The 13,962-nt window shown below is 70.3% G+C and carries 15 protein-coding genes; 10 read left to right on the top strand and 5 right to left on the bottom strand.

What is annotated here, in order from left to right; all coding sequences use genetic code 11:
• Positions 1–54 precede the first annotated feature (54 nt).
• The 5 genes from M2437_RS18400 (at position 55) to M2437_RS18380 (ending at position 4,304) form a co-directional block, all read left to right on the top strand.
• Positions 55–2,058, top strand: a complete 2,004-nt coding sequence (locus tag M2437_RS18400; RefSeq protein WP_253388301.1) for an acetyl-CoA carboxylase biotin carboxylase subunit — start codon at positions 55–57, stop codon at positions 2,056–2,058.
• A gap of 188 nt (positions 2,059–2,246) precedes the next feature.
• Positions 2,247–2,678 carry a gamma-glutamylcyclotransferase family protein gene (locus tag M2437_RS18395; protein WP_056456234.1) on the top strand — a complete coding sequence of 144 codons (432 nt, stop codon included), beginning with the start codon at positions 2,247–2,249 and terminating at the stop codon, positions 2,676–2,678.
• A 273-nt stretch (positions 2,679–2,951) separates the two neighbouring features.
• A complete protein-coding gene (locus tag M2437_RS18390; protein ID WP_253388300.1) occupies positions 2,952–3,236 on the top strand; it encodes an acylphosphatase in 285 nt (94 codons plus the stop codon).
• 101 nt (positions 3,237–3,337) lie between these two features.
• On the top strand, positions 3,338–4,051 hold the full coding sequence (locus M2437_RS18385; protein WP_253388299.1) for a DUF599 domain-containing protein: 714 nt from the start codon (positions 3,338–3,340) through the stop codon (positions 4,049–4,051).
• Positions 4,041–4,304, top strand: coding sequence for a DUF3253 domain-containing protein (locus tag M2437_RS18380; RefSeq protein ID WP_003599281.1), 264 nt, complete (start codon positions 4,041–4,043; stop codon positions 4,302–4,304). Before M2437_RS18385 ends, M2437_RS18380 begins: the two co-directional genes overlap by 11 nt.
• A 7-nt stretch (positions 4,305–4,311) precedes the next feature.
• Here the strand turns inward: M2437_RS18380 and M2437_RS18375 are convergent, their stop codons facing one another.
• The 4 genes from M2437_RS18375 to epmA form a co-directional block, all read right to left on the bottom strand.
• Positions 4,312–5,109: a YdcF family protein gene (locus tag M2437_RS18375; protein WP_253389645.1), complete on the bottom strand. Its 798-nt coding sequence runs from the start codon at positions 5,107–5,109 to the stop codon at positions 4,312–4,314.
• Positions 5,110–5,172: 63 nt separating this feature from the next.
• The gene (locus tag M2437_RS18370) at positions 5,173–5,796 is read right to left on the bottom strand and encodes a glutathione S-transferase family protein (RefSeq protein ID WP_015951400.1); all 624 of its coding nucleotides are present in this window, start codon (positions 5,794–5,796) and stop codon (positions 5,173–5,175) included.
• A complete protein-coding gene (locus M2437_RS18365; protein WP_253388298.1) occupies positions 5,793–6,854 on the bottom strand; it encodes a lysine-2,3-aminomutase-like protein in 1,062 nt (353 codons plus the stop codon). The genes M2437_RS18370 and M2437_RS18365 overlap by 4 nt, the downstream gene beginning before the upstream one ends.
• A complete protein-coding gene (gene epmA / locus M2437_RS18360; RefSeq protein WP_253388297.1) occupies positions 6,851–7,909 on the bottom strand; it encodes an EF-P lysine aminoacylase EpmA in 1,059 nt (352 codons plus the stop codon). Before epmA ends, M2437_RS18365 begins: the two co-directional genes overlap by 4 nt.
• A 123-nt stretch (positions 7,910–8,032) precedes the next feature.
• Here epmA and efp point away from each other — a divergent pair, with 123 nt between their 5' ends.
• Positions 8,033–8,599: an elongation factor P gene (gene efp / locus M2437_RS18355; protein WP_003599274.1), complete on the top strand. Its 567-nt coding sequence runs from the start codon at positions 8,033–8,035 to the stop codon at positions 8,597–8,599.
• A 176-nt stretch (positions 8,600–8,775) separates the two neighbouring features.
• Here efp and M2437_RS18350 read toward each other — a convergent pair whose 3' ends face one another.
• Entirely contained in the window at positions 8,776–9,762 is a 987-nt protein-coding gene (locus M2437_RS18350) for a heparan-alpha-glucosaminide N-acetyltransferase (protein WP_253388296.1), read from the bottom strand.
• A gap of 423 nt (positions 9,763–10,185) precedes the next feature.
• Between M2437_RS18350 and M2437_RS18345 the strand changes: the two genes are divergently transcribed.
• The 4 genes from M2437_RS18345 to bchO are packed head-to-tail and all read left to right on the top strand — an operon-like array spanning position 10,186 to position 13,926.
• On the top strand, positions 10,186–10,731 hold the full coding sequence (locus M2437_RS18345; RefSeq protein WP_003599271.1) for a cold-shock protein: 546 nt from the start codon (positions 10,186–10,188) through the stop codon (positions 10,729–10,731).
• Entirely contained in the window at positions 10,728–11,258 is a 531-nt protein-coding gene (locus M2437_RS18340; RefSeq protein WP_015951404.1) for a DUF192 domain-containing protein, read from the top strand. The genes M2437_RS18345 and M2437_RS18340 overlap by 4 nt, the downstream gene beginning before the upstream one ends.
• A 5-nt stretch (positions 11,259–11,263) precedes the next feature.
• Positions 11,264–13,012, top strand: coding sequence for a magnesium chelatase subunit D (locus M2437_RS18335; RefSeq protein ID WP_253388295.1), 1,749 nt, complete (start codon positions 11,264–11,266; stop codon positions 13,010–13,012).
• Positions 13,013–13,020: 8 nt separating this feature from the next.
• Positions 13,021–13,926, top strand: coding sequence for an alpha/beta fold hydrolase BchO (gene bchO / locus M2437_RS18330; protein ID WP_373691151.1), 906 nt, complete (start codon positions 13,021–13,023; stop codon positions 13,924–13,926).
• Positions 13,927–13,962: the final 36 nt, after the last annotated feature.

Here is a 13,962-nt window from a genome sequence, read left to right as displayed (position 1 = left end):
GGCTTGCCTTCGGGAGGGGCAGGCCGGGACAGTCACCCTCAAGAAGCGGCTGCGATGTTCGATAAGATCCTGATTGCCAACCGGGGCGAAATCGCCTGCCGTATCATCAAGACGGCCCAGAAAATGGGCATCAAGACGGTGGCGGTCTATTCGGACGCCGACCGTGATGCGGTCCACGTCGCGATGGCCGACGAGGCGGTGCATATCGGCCCGGCACCCGCCGCGCAGTCCTACCTTCTGATCGAAAAGATCATCGACGCCTGCAAGCAGACCGGCGCCCAGGCGGTCCATCCGGGCTACGGCTTCCTCTCCGAACGCGAGTCCTTCCCCAAGGCGCTGGCGGAAGCGGGCATCGTCTTCATCGGCCCCAATCCGGGTGCCATCGCCGCCATGGGCGACAAGATCGAATCGAAGAAGGCCGCGGCTGCGGCCGAGGTCTCGACGGTGCCCGGCTTCCTCGGCGTGATCGAGAGCCCCGAGCACGCCGTGACGATCGCCAATGAGATCGGCTATCCGGTGATGATCAAGGCGTCGGCGGGCGGCGGCGGCAAGGGTATGCGCATCGCCGAATCGGCCGGCGAGGTCGCCGAGGGCTTCGCCCGCGCCAAGTCCGAGGCCTCGTCCTCCTTCGGCGACGACCGCGTCTTCGTGGAAAAGTTCATCACCGACCCACGCCACATCGAGATCCAGGTGATCGGCGACAAGCACGGCAACGTGATCTATCTCGGCGAGCGCGAGTGCTCGATCCAGCGCCGGAACCAGAAGGTCATCGAGGAGGCGCCGTCGCCGCTTCTCGACGAAGAGACACGCCGCAAGATGGGCGAGCAGGCGGTCGCGCTGGCCAAGGCCGTGAATTACGACTCCGCCGGCACCGTCGAGTTCGTCGCCGGCCAGGACAAGTCGTTCTACTTCCTCGAAATGAACACCCGCCTGCAGGTGGAGCACCCGGTCACCGAGATGATCACCGGGCTCGACCTCGTCGAGCTGATGATCCGGGTGGCCGCCGGCGAGAAGCTGCCGCTGACGCAGGATCAGGTGAAGCTCGACGGTTGGGCGGTCGAGAGCCGCGTCTATGCCGAGGATCCGACCCGCAACTTCCTGCCCTCGATCGGCCGGCTAACCACCTACCAGCCGCCGGAGGAAGGTCCGCTCGGCGGGGCGATCGTACGCAACGATACCGGCGTGGAGGAAGGCGGCGAGATCGCGATCCACTACGATCCGATGATCGCCAAGCTCGTAACCTGGGCGCCGACCCGGTTGGAGGCCATCGACGCGCAGGCGACCGCGCTCGACGCCTTCGCAATCGAGGGCATCCGCCACAACATCCCCTTCCTCGCCACCCTGATGGCCCATCCCCGCTGGCGCGACGGCCGGCTCTCGACGGGCTTCATCAAGGAAGAGTTCCCGGAAGGCTTCATCGCGCCCGAGCCCGAGGGGCCGGTGGCCCATCGGCTCGCGGCGGTGGCGGCGGCGATCGACCACAAGCTCAACATCCGCAAGCGCGGCATCTCCGGCCAGATGCGCGACCCGAGCCTGCTGACCTTCCAGCGCGAGCGCGTGGTGGTGCTCTCCGGCCAGCGCTTCAACGTCACCGTCGATCCTGACGGCGACGACCTCCTCGTCACCTTTGACGACGGCACGACAGCCCCCGTGCGCAGCGCGTGGCGCCCCGGTGCGCCGGTCTGGAGCGGCACGGTCGGCGATCAGTCGGTCGCGATCCAGGTGCGTCCGCTCCTCAACGGCGTGTTCCTGCAGCATGCGGGCGCGGCGGCGGAAGCGCGGGTCTTCACCCGCCGCGAGGCCGAACTCGCCGACCTGATGCCGGTCAAGGAGAATGCCGGCTCCGGCAAGCAGCTCCTTTGCCCGATGCCCGGCCTGGTCAAGCAGATCATGGTCAGCGAGGGCCAGGAGGTGAAGAACGGCGAGCCACTGGCTATCGTCGAGGCGATGAAGATGGAGAACGTGCTGCGCGCCGAACGCGACGGCACCATCTCCAAGATCGCCGCCAAGGAAGGCGACAGCCTCGCGGTCGATGCCGTGATCCTGGAATTCGCCTGATCGCAGGACGCGCCTGCCGGCGTGAGCCAAGCGGTCGGGCAGCGCGACGATTTCGCGATCTGCACGACCGCTCCCCCTCCGCCGAACGTCCGGGCTGGAAACGCACGACAAGGATCGGGGGTGGAGCACCTCGGTCTTCGACCGCATCCGCCGGAGCGCGGGCACGCCACTCCATCCGCCCCGAAGACATGCCGCTCTACTTCGCCTACGGCGCCAACATGGACGCCGCCGCCATGGCCCAGCGCTGCCCGGCCTCGCAGCTGATCGGGCGCGGTCGCCTGCCGCGGCACCGCTTCATCATCATGCGGGAGGGCTGGGCTTCCGTGATGCGCGCGCCGGGCGCCACGGTGTGGGGCGTGCTGTGGGAACTGGCGCTCTCCGACGTGCCGGCCCTCGACCGCTACGAGGGCGTGGCCGGCGGCCTCTACGTGAAGGCCTATCAGCCGATCGTCACCGATGGCGGCACGAAGCGCGCCCTGATCTATCTCGGCCGCAGCGGAGCCGGTGGCCTGCCGCGGCCGGGCTATCTCGAAGCCGTGCTCGCGGCGGGGCAGGCGGCCCAACTGCCGGGGCCCTACCTCCAGGAAATCCGCGGTTGGCAGCGCCGCACTCCGGCTTGACCTGCGCGACGCGCACGGCCGAAGCGCCCCCTGGCACTTGAACTGCGCAGATTTCGGCTGGAACCTCCTCGGCGGCCCGCTCTCCGCCGTGCTGCTTCGGCAACGTCGGCGGCGACGTGCTCTTCATCTCGCCGGCGTGGTATCTCACCGACCATCCGCAGGCGGCAGCCGCGCGCCGCACCGAGGCCGCGCCGGACTTCGCCGCCATAGCCACCCACTAGCCGGAAGCGCGAGGCTCCCGGCTCCGGCACGGAATCGGGAGTCCCCTCCATCGTGAGCACCGACGACAAGACCATCCGCATCGTGATCCGCGGCCGCGTGCAGGGCGTGTCCTACCGCGCCTGGACCAAGAAGCAGGCGGACCGGCACGGCGTCGCGGGCTGGGTCCGCAACTTGCCCGACCGCACCGTCGAGGCTTTGTTCTCGGGCCCCGCCGAGGCCGTCGATGCGCTGCTCGCCGCCTGCCGGCGCGGTCCGTTCGCGGCGCGCGTCGACGGCATCGCGGTGAGCGAGGAGGCCGAGCCTGCTCCGGGCGCGGGTTTCAACATCCGCGCCTAGACAGGTCGAGGGCTTGCTCGCCGGGCCGCCGGCCTGTAGCCGCCGGGGCAGCACGCCCACCCGGACCGGCGAGACGACACCGCGATGACGACGCCCTGACCATGTGGGACCTTCACGCCTTTTCCCCGCTCGACTTCGCGGCGCTCCTCTTCTTCGTGGCGTCCTGGGCCAGCTACAGCTTTGCCGTGCAGCGGCGACGGGGCGACCGGCTGAGCCTCAGCCAGATCATGAATCGGCAGCGGCACAAATGGGCCGTCCAGATGATCACCCGCGACAACCGCGTGGTGGACACAACGATCAACGCCTCGCTTCAGAACGGCACCGCCTTCTTCGCCTCGACCTCGCTGATCGCACTTGGTTCGGTGCTGACGCTCTCGCGCTCGGGCGACGACGTGCTCAACCTGTTCTCCGCGCTGCCCTTCGGCGCGGGGACGACCCGCCAGACCTGGGAGATCAAGGTCGCCGGGCTCGCCGTGGTGTTCGTCTACGCCTTCTTCAAATTCGCCTGGGCCTACCGGCTGTTCAATTACGGCGCGATCCTGATTGGTGCGGTCCCGCCCAAGGGCTCGGGCGCCTCCGAGGCGGTGATGCTCCGCGCCGCCGAGCGGGCCGGCGCGATGAACGTGGCGGCGGGCTCGCATTTCGCCAAAGGCCAGCGTGCTTTCCTGTTCGCGCTGGCCTATCTCGGCTGGTTCGTGAGCGCGCCGGTGATGATGCTCGCCACCGCCAGCGTGGTCTGGGTGATGTGGCGGCGCCAGTTCTCCTCGCGGATTCGCGCCTTTCTGCTCGCCGAGGAAGACCCAAATGGCCGATGAAGCCGCAATCGAAGAGACGATGCTGCGGCTCGTGAGCGAGCGCGGGGCGGACAAGACCTGCTGCCCCTCCGAGATCGCCCGCGCGCTCGGCGGCCCGCATCCGGATGGCTGGAGCCCGCTGATGCAGCCGGTCCGCCGCGTCGCCGTGCGGCTGACGAAGGCGGGCCGGGTGCAGATCCTGCGCAAGGGCAAGCCGGTGGAGGATCCGGACGATTTCCGCGGGATCTATCGCCTGAGCCTGCCGCGGGCGTGACGGCGGTTCACGGCGCCGGCAGCACCGCGTCGGTGTAGCCGGTGAGCCGGTAGGCGATCATCCCGATCCACTCCTTCACGCCGATATCGAGCTCCCCCAGACCGGTGGAGGCGAAGCTGGCGAGGCGGTAGGCGTCGCGCGGCCAGTTGGTGCGGTAATCGACCGGATAGGCGGTGACGTCGAACCCGGCCTTGCGGAAGCAGCCCATCGAGCGCGGCATGTGCCAGGCGGAGGTGACAAGGAGCCAGCGCTCGCCCGGCTTCGGCTGCACCATCCGCGCGGTAAACACCGCGTTCTCGTGGGTGTTGCGCGATTGCTGTTCCAGGATCAGGCGGTTGCGCGGCACGCCGAGCGTGTCGGCGTAACGGCTGACGATCTCGGCCTCCGAGACCGCGTCCTCGCGCGTGCTGCCGGCGCCGCCGGAGAAGACGAGACGCGCCTGCGGGTAACGCCGGGCGAGGTCGGCCAGCGCGATGGCCCGCTCGCCCGCCTCGTTGACGGTGATCTGGTCACGGCCGATCGAGGTATCGGCCTCGACCGTCCCGCCGAGCACGACGATGCCGGTGACGGGCGTGCCGTCATCAGTGAAGCTCGGAAACCGGTTCTCCAGCGGCGCCAGCGTCCAGGCCGAGAGCGGCGAGAGCCCGGCGACGAGGAGCCCGACGAAGCTAGCGACCGTGAGCACCCGTCCGATCCCGCGGCCGGCCTCGGTGAAGAGCAAGAGGCAACCGAGGAGCCCGAGCAGGATCAGGAAGTTCGACGGCGTGAGGACGAAGAAGATCAGCTTCGAGAGCGGGAAGAACATCGTCTTCTTTCGTCCGGGGTTCGACACGGCATCCGTCACGGGCTGAGCTTCGCCGGGGAAAAATCAGGTGAGCGGCAGCGACAGAACGGCCGAGGCGGCGGGCCGTTGCGCGAGTGTGCCCAACCAGCGGCGGATGTTCGGGCGCTCCTCCCGCTCCAGCGGCAGTTGGAACCAGCGATTCGCGGCAAGCCCCACGGCGATGTCAGCGATGGAGAAGTGCTCGCCCGCCACGTGGGCCGTGTCCGCGAGATGCTGATCGAGCAGGGCGGCACAGCGCTCGGAAGCCGCCCGCGAGGCCTCGATCACCCCCGCGTCCCGCTTGTCGGGGGCGACGCGCACGAGTTGGAGAAAGGCGTCGCGCATCGCCGGGGTGAAGGTGGTGGCCTGCCAATCGAGCCACTGGTCGATGAGCGCGCGGGCGCGCGGCGCCTCCGGCAGGGCCAGCGGGCCGCCATGGGCATGGGCGAGGTAGCGCAGGATCGCGTTCGACTCCCAGAGGACGAAGCCATCCTCTTCCAGCGTCGGCACGAGGCCGTTGGGATTCATCGCGCGGTAGCGGGCATCATTGACGATGCCGTGCGCACCGCCCGCCTCGATATGTTCGTAGGCCAGACCGAGTTCGTCGAGCGCCCAGAGCGCCTTCTGCACGTTTCCGGAGCTGGCCCGCCCCCACAGCTTCAGCGTCATCCTCGGTCCTCGTCGTCGCTCTCGGGGGGATAGGCGTGAACGGCCCCGCTCGGATCGGTTACCCGCCAGGACTCGTACGCCGCGTCAAGATAGCCCGGCCCGACCGGCACTTTGCCGTGGCCGCCGGGAATGTCGAGCACGTAGAGCGGCTGGGCGAGGCCGGAGAGGCGACCGCGCAAGGTTCGCATCAGCGCCTGCCCCTCCGGCAGCTCCGTGCGCAGATGCCCGGTGCCCGGCGCGAGGTCGCCGTGGTGGAGGTAGTAGGGCTTGATCCGGTTCTCGACGAAGCCGCGCATCAGGGCTTCGAGCGTTTCCGCATCGTCGTTGACGCCGCGCAGGAGCACGCTCTGGCTCACCATCGGGATGCCGGCATCGACCAGCCGGGCGATCGCCCCGCGCGCGGCCGGCGTGAATTCGCGCGGATGGTTGGCGTGGAGCGCCACGAACACCGCGCCGGAAAACCCCTTGAGGGCGGCAACCAGGGCCGCGTCGACGCGAGCGGGCTCGACCACCGGTACGCGGGTATGGAAGCGCAGCACCCGCACATGCGGGATCGCGCCGAGCGCCTCGGTGATCGCCGCGAGCCGCCGGGGCGAGAGGGCGAAGGGGTCGCCCCCGGTCACCACCACCTCCCAGATCTCCGGATGCGCGGCGATGTAGCGGTAGGCCACCGCCAACTCCGCCTCGCTGAGCGAACCCTGGCCGGCGGGCCCGACGCGCTCGCGGCGGAAGCAGAAGCGGCAATAGACCGGGCAGATGTGCAGCGGCTTCAGCAGCACCCGGTCGGGATAGCGGTGGACGATGCCGGGCACCGCCTCATGCGCGTCGTCGCCGATCGGGTCGGCGCGCTCTTCCGGACGCGTCTCGATCTCTTCCGCGCGGGGGATGAACTGTCGGGCGATCGGGTCGGCGGGATCGCTGGCGTCGATCAGCTCGGCCATGTCGGCGGTCACCGAGACCGCGTAGCGCGCCGCGACCCGCTCAAGGGTGGGGAGGGCAGCTGCGTCCACCAGCCCGGCGCGGGCCAGCGCCGTGGCACTCTTCAGGGCGTGGCTCACCGCGACCGGTTCCGGGGGACCGGTGTCCAGATCACGTCGTCGATGCGGGGTGCGCCGGTGGCGAGCATCACCAGCCGGTCGAAGCCGAGCGCGATGCCGCTCGCCTCGGGCATGATCGCCAGCGCGTCCAGGAACTCCTCGTCGATGGGATAGCGCTCGCCGTAGATGCGGGCCTTCTCCGCCATCTCCGCCTCGAAGCGGCGGCGCTGCTCGGCCGGATCGGTGAGTTCGCCGAAGGCGTTGGCGAGTTCGACGCCGCAGGCATAGAGCTCGAAGCGTTCGGCGACGCGCGGGTCGCGCGGGCTCGGCCGGGCGAGCGCTGCCTCGCTCACCGGATACTCGCACAGGATGGTCGGGCGCCCCTGGCCGAGATGCGGCTCGATCAGCCCGACGAGGACGCGGCTGAACAGGTCGGCCCAGGTGTCGTCCGGGGCGACCCGCAGGCCGCGGGTCATCACTGCGTCGGCCAGTGTATCCCGGTCGGTGCCGCCATCGGGCGAGACCGTGGCGAGGAGATCGATGGCGGCATAGCGCTGGAACGCCTCCGCCAGGGTCAGCCGCTCGAAGGGTGCGAACGGATCGGCCTCGCGCCCACGAAAGGTCAGGCGTCGCACGCCCGCCGTCTCGGCGGCGAGCGCGAGTAGCGCGGCGCCGTCCTGCATCAGCGCGTCGTAACCCTCACCCGCCCGGTACCATTCGAGCATCGTGAATTCGGGATGGTGCAGCGCGCCGCGCTCGCGATTGCGGAAAACGTGAGCGAGGCTGAACAGGCGCGGCTCGCCCGCCGCCAGCAGCTTCTTGCAGGCGAATTCCGGCGAGGTGTGGAGGTAGAGCGGCTCGCGGCCGCCATCGGGCAGAATCGCCTCCGTGGCGAACGCCGAGAGATGCGCCTCGTTGCCGGGAGAGACCTGCAGCGCGGCGGCTTCGACCTCGACGAAATCGCGCTCGGCAAACCACGCGCGAAAACCCGCGAGGATGCGGTTGCGGGTGAGCAGCAGCGGCCGGCGATCCGCATGGAGGCCGGGATGCCACCAGGGCGAAGACTCGTGACTCACGCGAAAACAGCCTCCGGCTGGCAACCGAGCCGCGGATAGGGTAGGGCCTCGCGGATGATTCCGCTCATCCGGCCGAGACGCCGGTGAAGAGCCGCCGTTCTCGTCAAGCCAAGGTCCACGCTCGTGAAAGTGATCGCCAGTACCCTTCGTAAGGGCAACGTCGTCGATAAGGACGGCAAGCTCTACGTCATCCTGACGGCGGAGAACATCCACCCCGGCAAGGGCACTCCGGTGACGCAGCTCGATATGCGCCGCATCACCGACGGCGTGAAGATCTCCGAGCGCTACCGCACCACCGAGCAGGTCGAGCGCGCCTTCGTCGAGGATCGCGACCACACCTTCCTGTACCAGGACGGCGAGGGGTATCACTTCATGAACCCCGAGAGCTACGAGCAGATCGCCGTCCCCGCGGACGTGGTCGGCGACGCCGCCCCCTACCTGCAGGAGGGCATGACCGTCACCCTCTCGACCCATAACGGCGTGCCGCTGACCATCGAGCTGCCGCAGCGCATGACCTTCGAGATCGTCGAGACCGAGCCGGTCACCAAGGGCCAGACCGCCTCCTCGTCCTACAAGCCGGCGCTGCTCTCGAACGGCGTGAAGACCTCGGTGCCGCCGCATGTCAGCACCGGCACCCGCGTCGTCATCATGACGGCGGACGGCTCCTACGTGGAGCGCGCCAAGGACTGATTGTCTCTCGGTCGGCGGCTCCCCCATCCACTCCTCATCCTGAGGTGCCCGCGATAGCGGGCCTCGAAGGGTGCTCCAGATCCCGCGCGGCTTCTGGAACACCCTTCGAGGCCTCCGCTTCGCGCCGGCACCTCAGGATGAGGGAGAGGCTTGGGGTTTCGGATCGAAAAATCCGCTCACGGCGGGGCCGCGGTGCCTTCCGCGGCCTCGTAGCAAAGCTGCGAGAGACCCTGCGCCTTGGCCCGCTCCTCCGCGGAATAGGGCTTGCCCGAGCCCCAGAGCCCGTCGCGCCGCAGGGCATCGGCCGTGCAGCGGGCGGCGATCCGGCAGGCCTGCGCCTCGCCGCCGGTGCGGGTGCAATTGCCCACGTAATCCTTGCGGAAGCTCGCGAGCCCGGCCTTGGGATGCGGCCCGGTCAGCGTGACGAGGCCGGTGAACAGGGCGAGCAAAGCCGGCTGGTGAACGAGATAGACGGCGAGGCTGTGCCGCCCGGCAAAGGCTGCCCCGCGCGCCACGGCGTTCCGGGTCCGCCAGCGGGCGAGCCACGACGCGGCCAAAGCCGGCCGCGCGATCCGGGCGAGCGCGATCCCGGCCAGCACCATCCCGAACCAGGGAAACAGCGGCACCCAATCGTTGGTGTCCGGCAGCCCCCGACCGAGGCCGAGGAAGTAGAGTTCCGGCGCGTCGAGCAGGGGATGGCCCACGACGTGCGGCGCCGCCAGCACGAGGGCGGCCGCGAGCGCCGTGACCGGGACCGGCAGGAACACGAAGGGCAAGCCGAGCACGCTCGAGACGGCGATGCAGTGCAGGATGCCGAAGAAGATGTAGCTCTGCGGAAACGCGATCCAGGTCGCCAGGGTGATGAGGAGCGCCGCCCCGCCGATCCGCGCCAGCCGCAGGGCGAAGGGCCGCCAGCGCACGCCGTCGCCGTTGGCGAGAACGAGGCCGACACCCACCAGCAGCAGGAACGCCCCGGCGATGCCGTGGGCCGCCAGCCGCCCCGCAGGGGTCAGCGCGAAGTTCTGCGGCGTGAGCTGCAGGAATCCGAGATCCCACAGCCCATGATAGGCCGCCATCGCCGCGAGCGCCGCGCCGCGGGCGAGGTCGAGAGCATCGATCCGCCGGCTCGAACGAGGGGGCGTGGGCGCGGGGGAGGCAGGCATGGCCGCGCCCTATCACCGTTCCCCGGTCGAGGCGAAGGGCAGGCGCAACGAGACACGACCGGTCGCTCGGACGGCCTTGCGGCCAATCGAATCAGCCCGGCATGAGACCTAAAAGGCACTGAAATCGGTACGGATGATCCTAACCCGTTGTCCGGCCACGCTCTCGCGTCCCGGAACGGCATTCAAATCAATTGAGAGGACGGGCAACCCGGCGCATGCGAGATGCGACATTGTCGCCATGCTTCTGAAAAATGATCATTTGAAGTGTCCCGTTGCCGACCAAACGGGCTTTCCGCGTAATGTGACTTTGTTAACGTAGCTCCGGGATTGCGCCGCGCGATTCGGCACGGGTTGCTTACATGTCGAACGAACACGAACTAAGTGCCGTCGGGCTTCGTATGACCGGAGACGCGAGACCGCGCGATGGAGCGGGAGACCGAGGAGGAACGTCCGGCCGAACTCTTGGAGGTCGCCGGGCGCATCAAGTGGTTCGACGTCTCGAAGGGCTTCGGCTTCATCGTGCCGGATGACGGCTCGGCGGACGTGCTGCTGCACATCACCTGCCTGCGCCGGGACGGGCACCAGGCCGCGAGCGAAGGCGCGCGGATCGTGGTCGAGGCAGTGCAGCGCGCCCGCGGCTGGCAGGCCTTCCGGGTGCTCTCGCTCGATCAGTCCACCGCGCTCCACCCCTCCGAACTGCCGATGGCGCGCACCCACGAAGTCGTCACGCCGACGAGCGGCCTCGAGCGTGCGGTGGTGAAGTGGTTCAACCGCCTGCGCGGCTTCGGCTTCCTCAGCCGCGGCGACGACACGCCGGACATCTTCGTCCACATGGAGACCCTACGCCGCTACGGCATCGCCGAGCTGAAGCCCGGCGAGGAGGTGATGGTGCGCTACGGCGACGGCTCGAAGGGTGCTATGGCGGCGGAAGTCCGCCTCGTCGACGGGGCGCTTCCGGCTTCCCATTGACGGTGATCCGCGTGCCCGTGTTTCCCTCCGCGACAAAGCTGCTTCCCTTCGCGACAAAGTTCTTGCGCCTCGCCGCCTGCCTCGCCGCGCTGGCGGCCTTGCCGGCGCTTCCGCTCCGCGCGCAGGAGGCAGCGCCCGCCGCCCAGGCCGCGACCGAGCCGCTCGGCATCGTCGCCAAGAACGGCCGCCATGCCTTCCAGGTCGAGGTGATGCGCACCGACGCGCAGCGCGCCAAGGGACTGATGTACCGCCGCTCCATGGCCGCCGACCACGGCATGCTGTTCGACTTCGAGCGGCCGGCGCCGGCCACGATGTGGATGAAGAACACCTATCTCTCGCTCGATATGGTGTTCATCCGCTCCGATGGCTCGATCGCCCGGATCGCCCCGGATACTGAGCCGCTCTCGACCAAGGTGATCCCGTCGGGCGAGCCGGTTCTCGCGGTGCTCGAACTTAACGCGGGCACCGCCGCCAAGCTCGGCATCCGAGCGGGTGACCGGGTCGAGCACCCGATGTTCAAGCGCTAGCGGTGATGGCCCCGGAGCCCGACGATCCGGCCGGGGTCTGGAACGATGCGCTGCGTGCCGCCGACCTGTTCGCCGCCGACTCGCACGGTCTCGGCGGGATCGTGCTGCGCGCCGGGGCCGGTCCGGTGCGCGACCTCTGGCTCGATCATCTCCGCGACAGGCTGACGGGCCCGGTGCGGCGGATGCCGCCAGGCATCGCCGACGACCGTCTGATCGGTGGGCTCGACCTGCCCGCCACCCTGCGGGCCGGCCGCCCGGTGATCCAGCGCGGCCTGCTGGCGGAGGCCGATGGCGGTGTCGTCGTGGTGCCCATGGCCGAACGCCTGGAGCGCGGCACCGTGGCCCGGCTCGCCGGCGCCCTCGACACCGGCATGCTCGCGCTGGAACGCGACGGCCTCGCCGCACGGCTCCCGGCCTGCTTCGGCCTCGTGCTGCTCGACGAGGGGCAAGAGGACGAGACCGTCGCCGAGGCGCTGGCCGACCGCCTGGCACTCCGCATCGACCTGTCCGGCGTGAGCCTGCGAGACGCGAGAACCGCCTCCTCCCATACCGCTCGCGGAGCGGACGCAGCGGCAGGCCCACCCGCGCCCGACGCGACCGCCACCCTCTGCGCCGTGGCGGAGGCCTTCGGCATCGCCTCGCTGCGGGCGCCGCTTCTCGCCCTGCGGATCGCCCGGCTCATCGCGGGGGAGGCCGGGCGCGACGAACCGAGCGAGACCGACCTGATCGAAGCTGCGCGTCTCGTCCTGGCGCCGCGGGCGACGCGCCTGCCCGCTCCGCCGCAACCGGCCGAGCCGGAACCGGCGGACCCGCCGCCGCCGGAGCCGCAGCCCCCACAGGACGCCGATCGCCCCCCCGAGGACGCGGCCGAGCGGGCGGATGCTACGCCGAGAGAAGCCGACGAGACGGTGCTCGACGCAGTCCGTGCCGCCCTCCCGAAGGACCTGCTCGCCCGGCTGCTGGCCGGTGGCCCGCCGCTGCGCGCCGGCGCGGCCGGACGGATGGGGGTAGCCTCCGCCTCGCCGCTCGCGGGCCGCCCGGTCGGCAGCCGTCCCGGCGATCCGCACCGGGGCCGGCTCGACCTGATCGCGACCCTGCGCGCCGCCGCCCCGTGGCAGCGCCTGCGCCGGGGCGAGGCCGATCCGCGCCGCGTCCTCGTCACCTCGGAGGATTTCCGGATTCGCCGGTTGAAGCGGCGCAGCGAGACGACGACGATCTTCTGCGTCGATGCCTCCGGTTCGGCGGCGCTCGAACGGCTGGCGGAGGCGAAGGGCGCCGTCGAACTGCTCCTCGCCGAGGCTTACGTCCGGCGCGACCGCATCGCCCTCGTCGCCTTCCGCGGCGCGCGGGCCGAGACGGTGCTGCCGCCGACGCGCTCCCTGGTCAGGGCCAAGCGCGCGCTCGCGGGCCTACCCGGTGGAGGCGGCACGCCGCTCGCCGCCGGGCTCGACACCGCCGCCGCCCTGGCCCTCGGCATCCGTCGCGCGGGCGGAAGCCCCGTCATTGTCCTGCTCACCGACGGGCGCGCCAACGTCGCCCGCTCCGGCCTCGGCGGCCGGGCGCTGGCCGGCGAAGAGGCTTTGGCGGCCGCCCGCGTGCTTCAGACGCAGGCACTCCCGATCCTCGTGATCGACACCGGCGCCCGGCCCGACGGGGCGCGCAGCCTCGCCGAGGCGGCGCAAGGGCGTTACTGTCCGCTGCCCCATGCCGATGCGGGCAGCGTCAGCGCGGCGGTGCGCGCTGCCACAGCCTGAGGCCTCCTTTGCCCTTGCCCTCCAAAGACGACCGGCCGGATTGGGAGCGCGACGGCCGCGATTGGCCGCATCGGGCGGCGAGTCGCTTCGTGGAGGCCGCAGGCCTGCGCTGGCACGTCCAGGAATTCGGCGAGCCGGATGCGCCCGGCCTGCTGCTCCTGCACGGCACCGGCGCCGCGACCCATTCCTGGCGCGGGCTGGCACCGCTCCTCGCCGAACGGTTCAGGATCGTCGCGCCCGATCTACCGGGCCACGGCTTCACCGATCCGCTGCCCCCCCGCCGGCTCTCCCTACCGGGAATGGCCGAGGCGGTGGGCGGCCTCGTCACCGCTCTCGGCCTGAACCCGCGGCTCGCGATCGGCCATTCGGCCGGTGCGGCGGTACTCGCGCGGATGTGCCTCGACCGGCGCATCGATCCCGACCTGCTGGTGGCGCTCAACGGCGCGCTGACCCCGTTTCCGGGCGTTGCCAGCTTCCTCTTCCCCGGCATCGCCCGGATGCTGTTCCTGAACCCCGTGACCCCAAAAGTCTTCGCCTGGAGCGCCGACCGGGCGGCGGTGCGCCGCCTCATCGACGGCACCGGCTCGCGCCTCGACCCCCAGGGGCTCGACCTCTACCGGCGGTTGTTCACCCGCCCCGGCCATGTCTCGGGCGCCCTCGGCATGATGGCGAACTGGGATCTTCCGGCGCTCGCCCGCGACCTGCCGCAGCTCGAAACCCGCACGTTGCTGGTCGTCGGCGGGGACGACAAGGCGATCAAGCCGGACGATTCCTTCGCCTTGCGCGAGCGGCTGCGAAGCGCCCGCGTCGAGTTGCTGCGCGGGCTCGGCCACCTTGCTCACGAGGAGGCGCCGGAGCGGGTGGCGGAAATCATTCTGGCGGAAGCGGACGCCCTTCGCGCCTCGGCAATCTGAGACGCCTCTTGCGCTGACGAAAATCCCAGCCATAGT

Origin of the sequence: Methylorubrum pseudosasae (assembly GCF_029504475.1) — a bacterium.
In the GTDB taxonomy this organism is placed as follows: Bacteria; Pseudomonadota; Alphaproteobacteria; order Rhizobiales; family Beijerinckiaceae; genus Methylobacterium; species Methylobacterium extorquens.
This window is presented reverse-complemented; position numbering and strand designations above follow the sequence as displayed.

Bases quoted from the DNA above. Each gene is read 5' to 3' on its own strand.
- M2437_RS18400 (WP_253388301.1), top strand. From the start codon at position 55: ATGTTCGATAAGATCCTGATTGCCAACCGGGGCGAAATCGCCTGCCGT.
- M2437_RS18395 (WP_056456234.1), top strand. From the start codon at position 2,247: ATGCCGCTCTACTTCGCCTACGGCGCCAACATGGACGCCGCCGCCATG.
- M2437_RS18385 (WP_253388299.1), top strand. From the start codon at position 3,338: ATGTGGGACCTTCACGCCTTTTCCCCGCTCGACTTCGCGGCGCTCCTC.
- M2437_RS18380 (WP_003599281.1), top strand. From the start codon at position 4,041: ATGGCCGATGAAGCCGCAATCGAAGAGACGATGCTGCGGCTCGTGAGC.
- M2437_RS18375 (WP_253389645.1), bottom strand. From the start codon at position 5,109: ATGTTCTTCCCGCTCTCGAAGCTGATCTTCTTCGTCCTCACGCCGTCG.
- M2437_RS18370 (WP_015951400.1), bottom strand. From the start codon at position 5,796: ATGACGCTGAAGCTGTGGGGGCGGGCCAGCTCCGGAAACGTGCAGAAG.
- M2437_RS18350 (WP_253388296.1), bottom strand. From the start codon at position 9,762: ATGCCTGCCTCCCCCGCGCCCACGCCCCCTCGTTCGAGCCGGCGGATC.
- M2437_RS18345 (WP_003599271.1), top strand. From the start codon at position 10,186: ATGGAGCGGGAGACCGAGGAGGAACGTCCGGCCGAACTCTTGGAGGTC.
- M2437_RS18335 (WP_253388295.1), top strand. From the start codon at position 11,264: ATGGCCCCGGAGCCCGACGATCCGGCCGGGGTCTGGAACGATGCGCTG.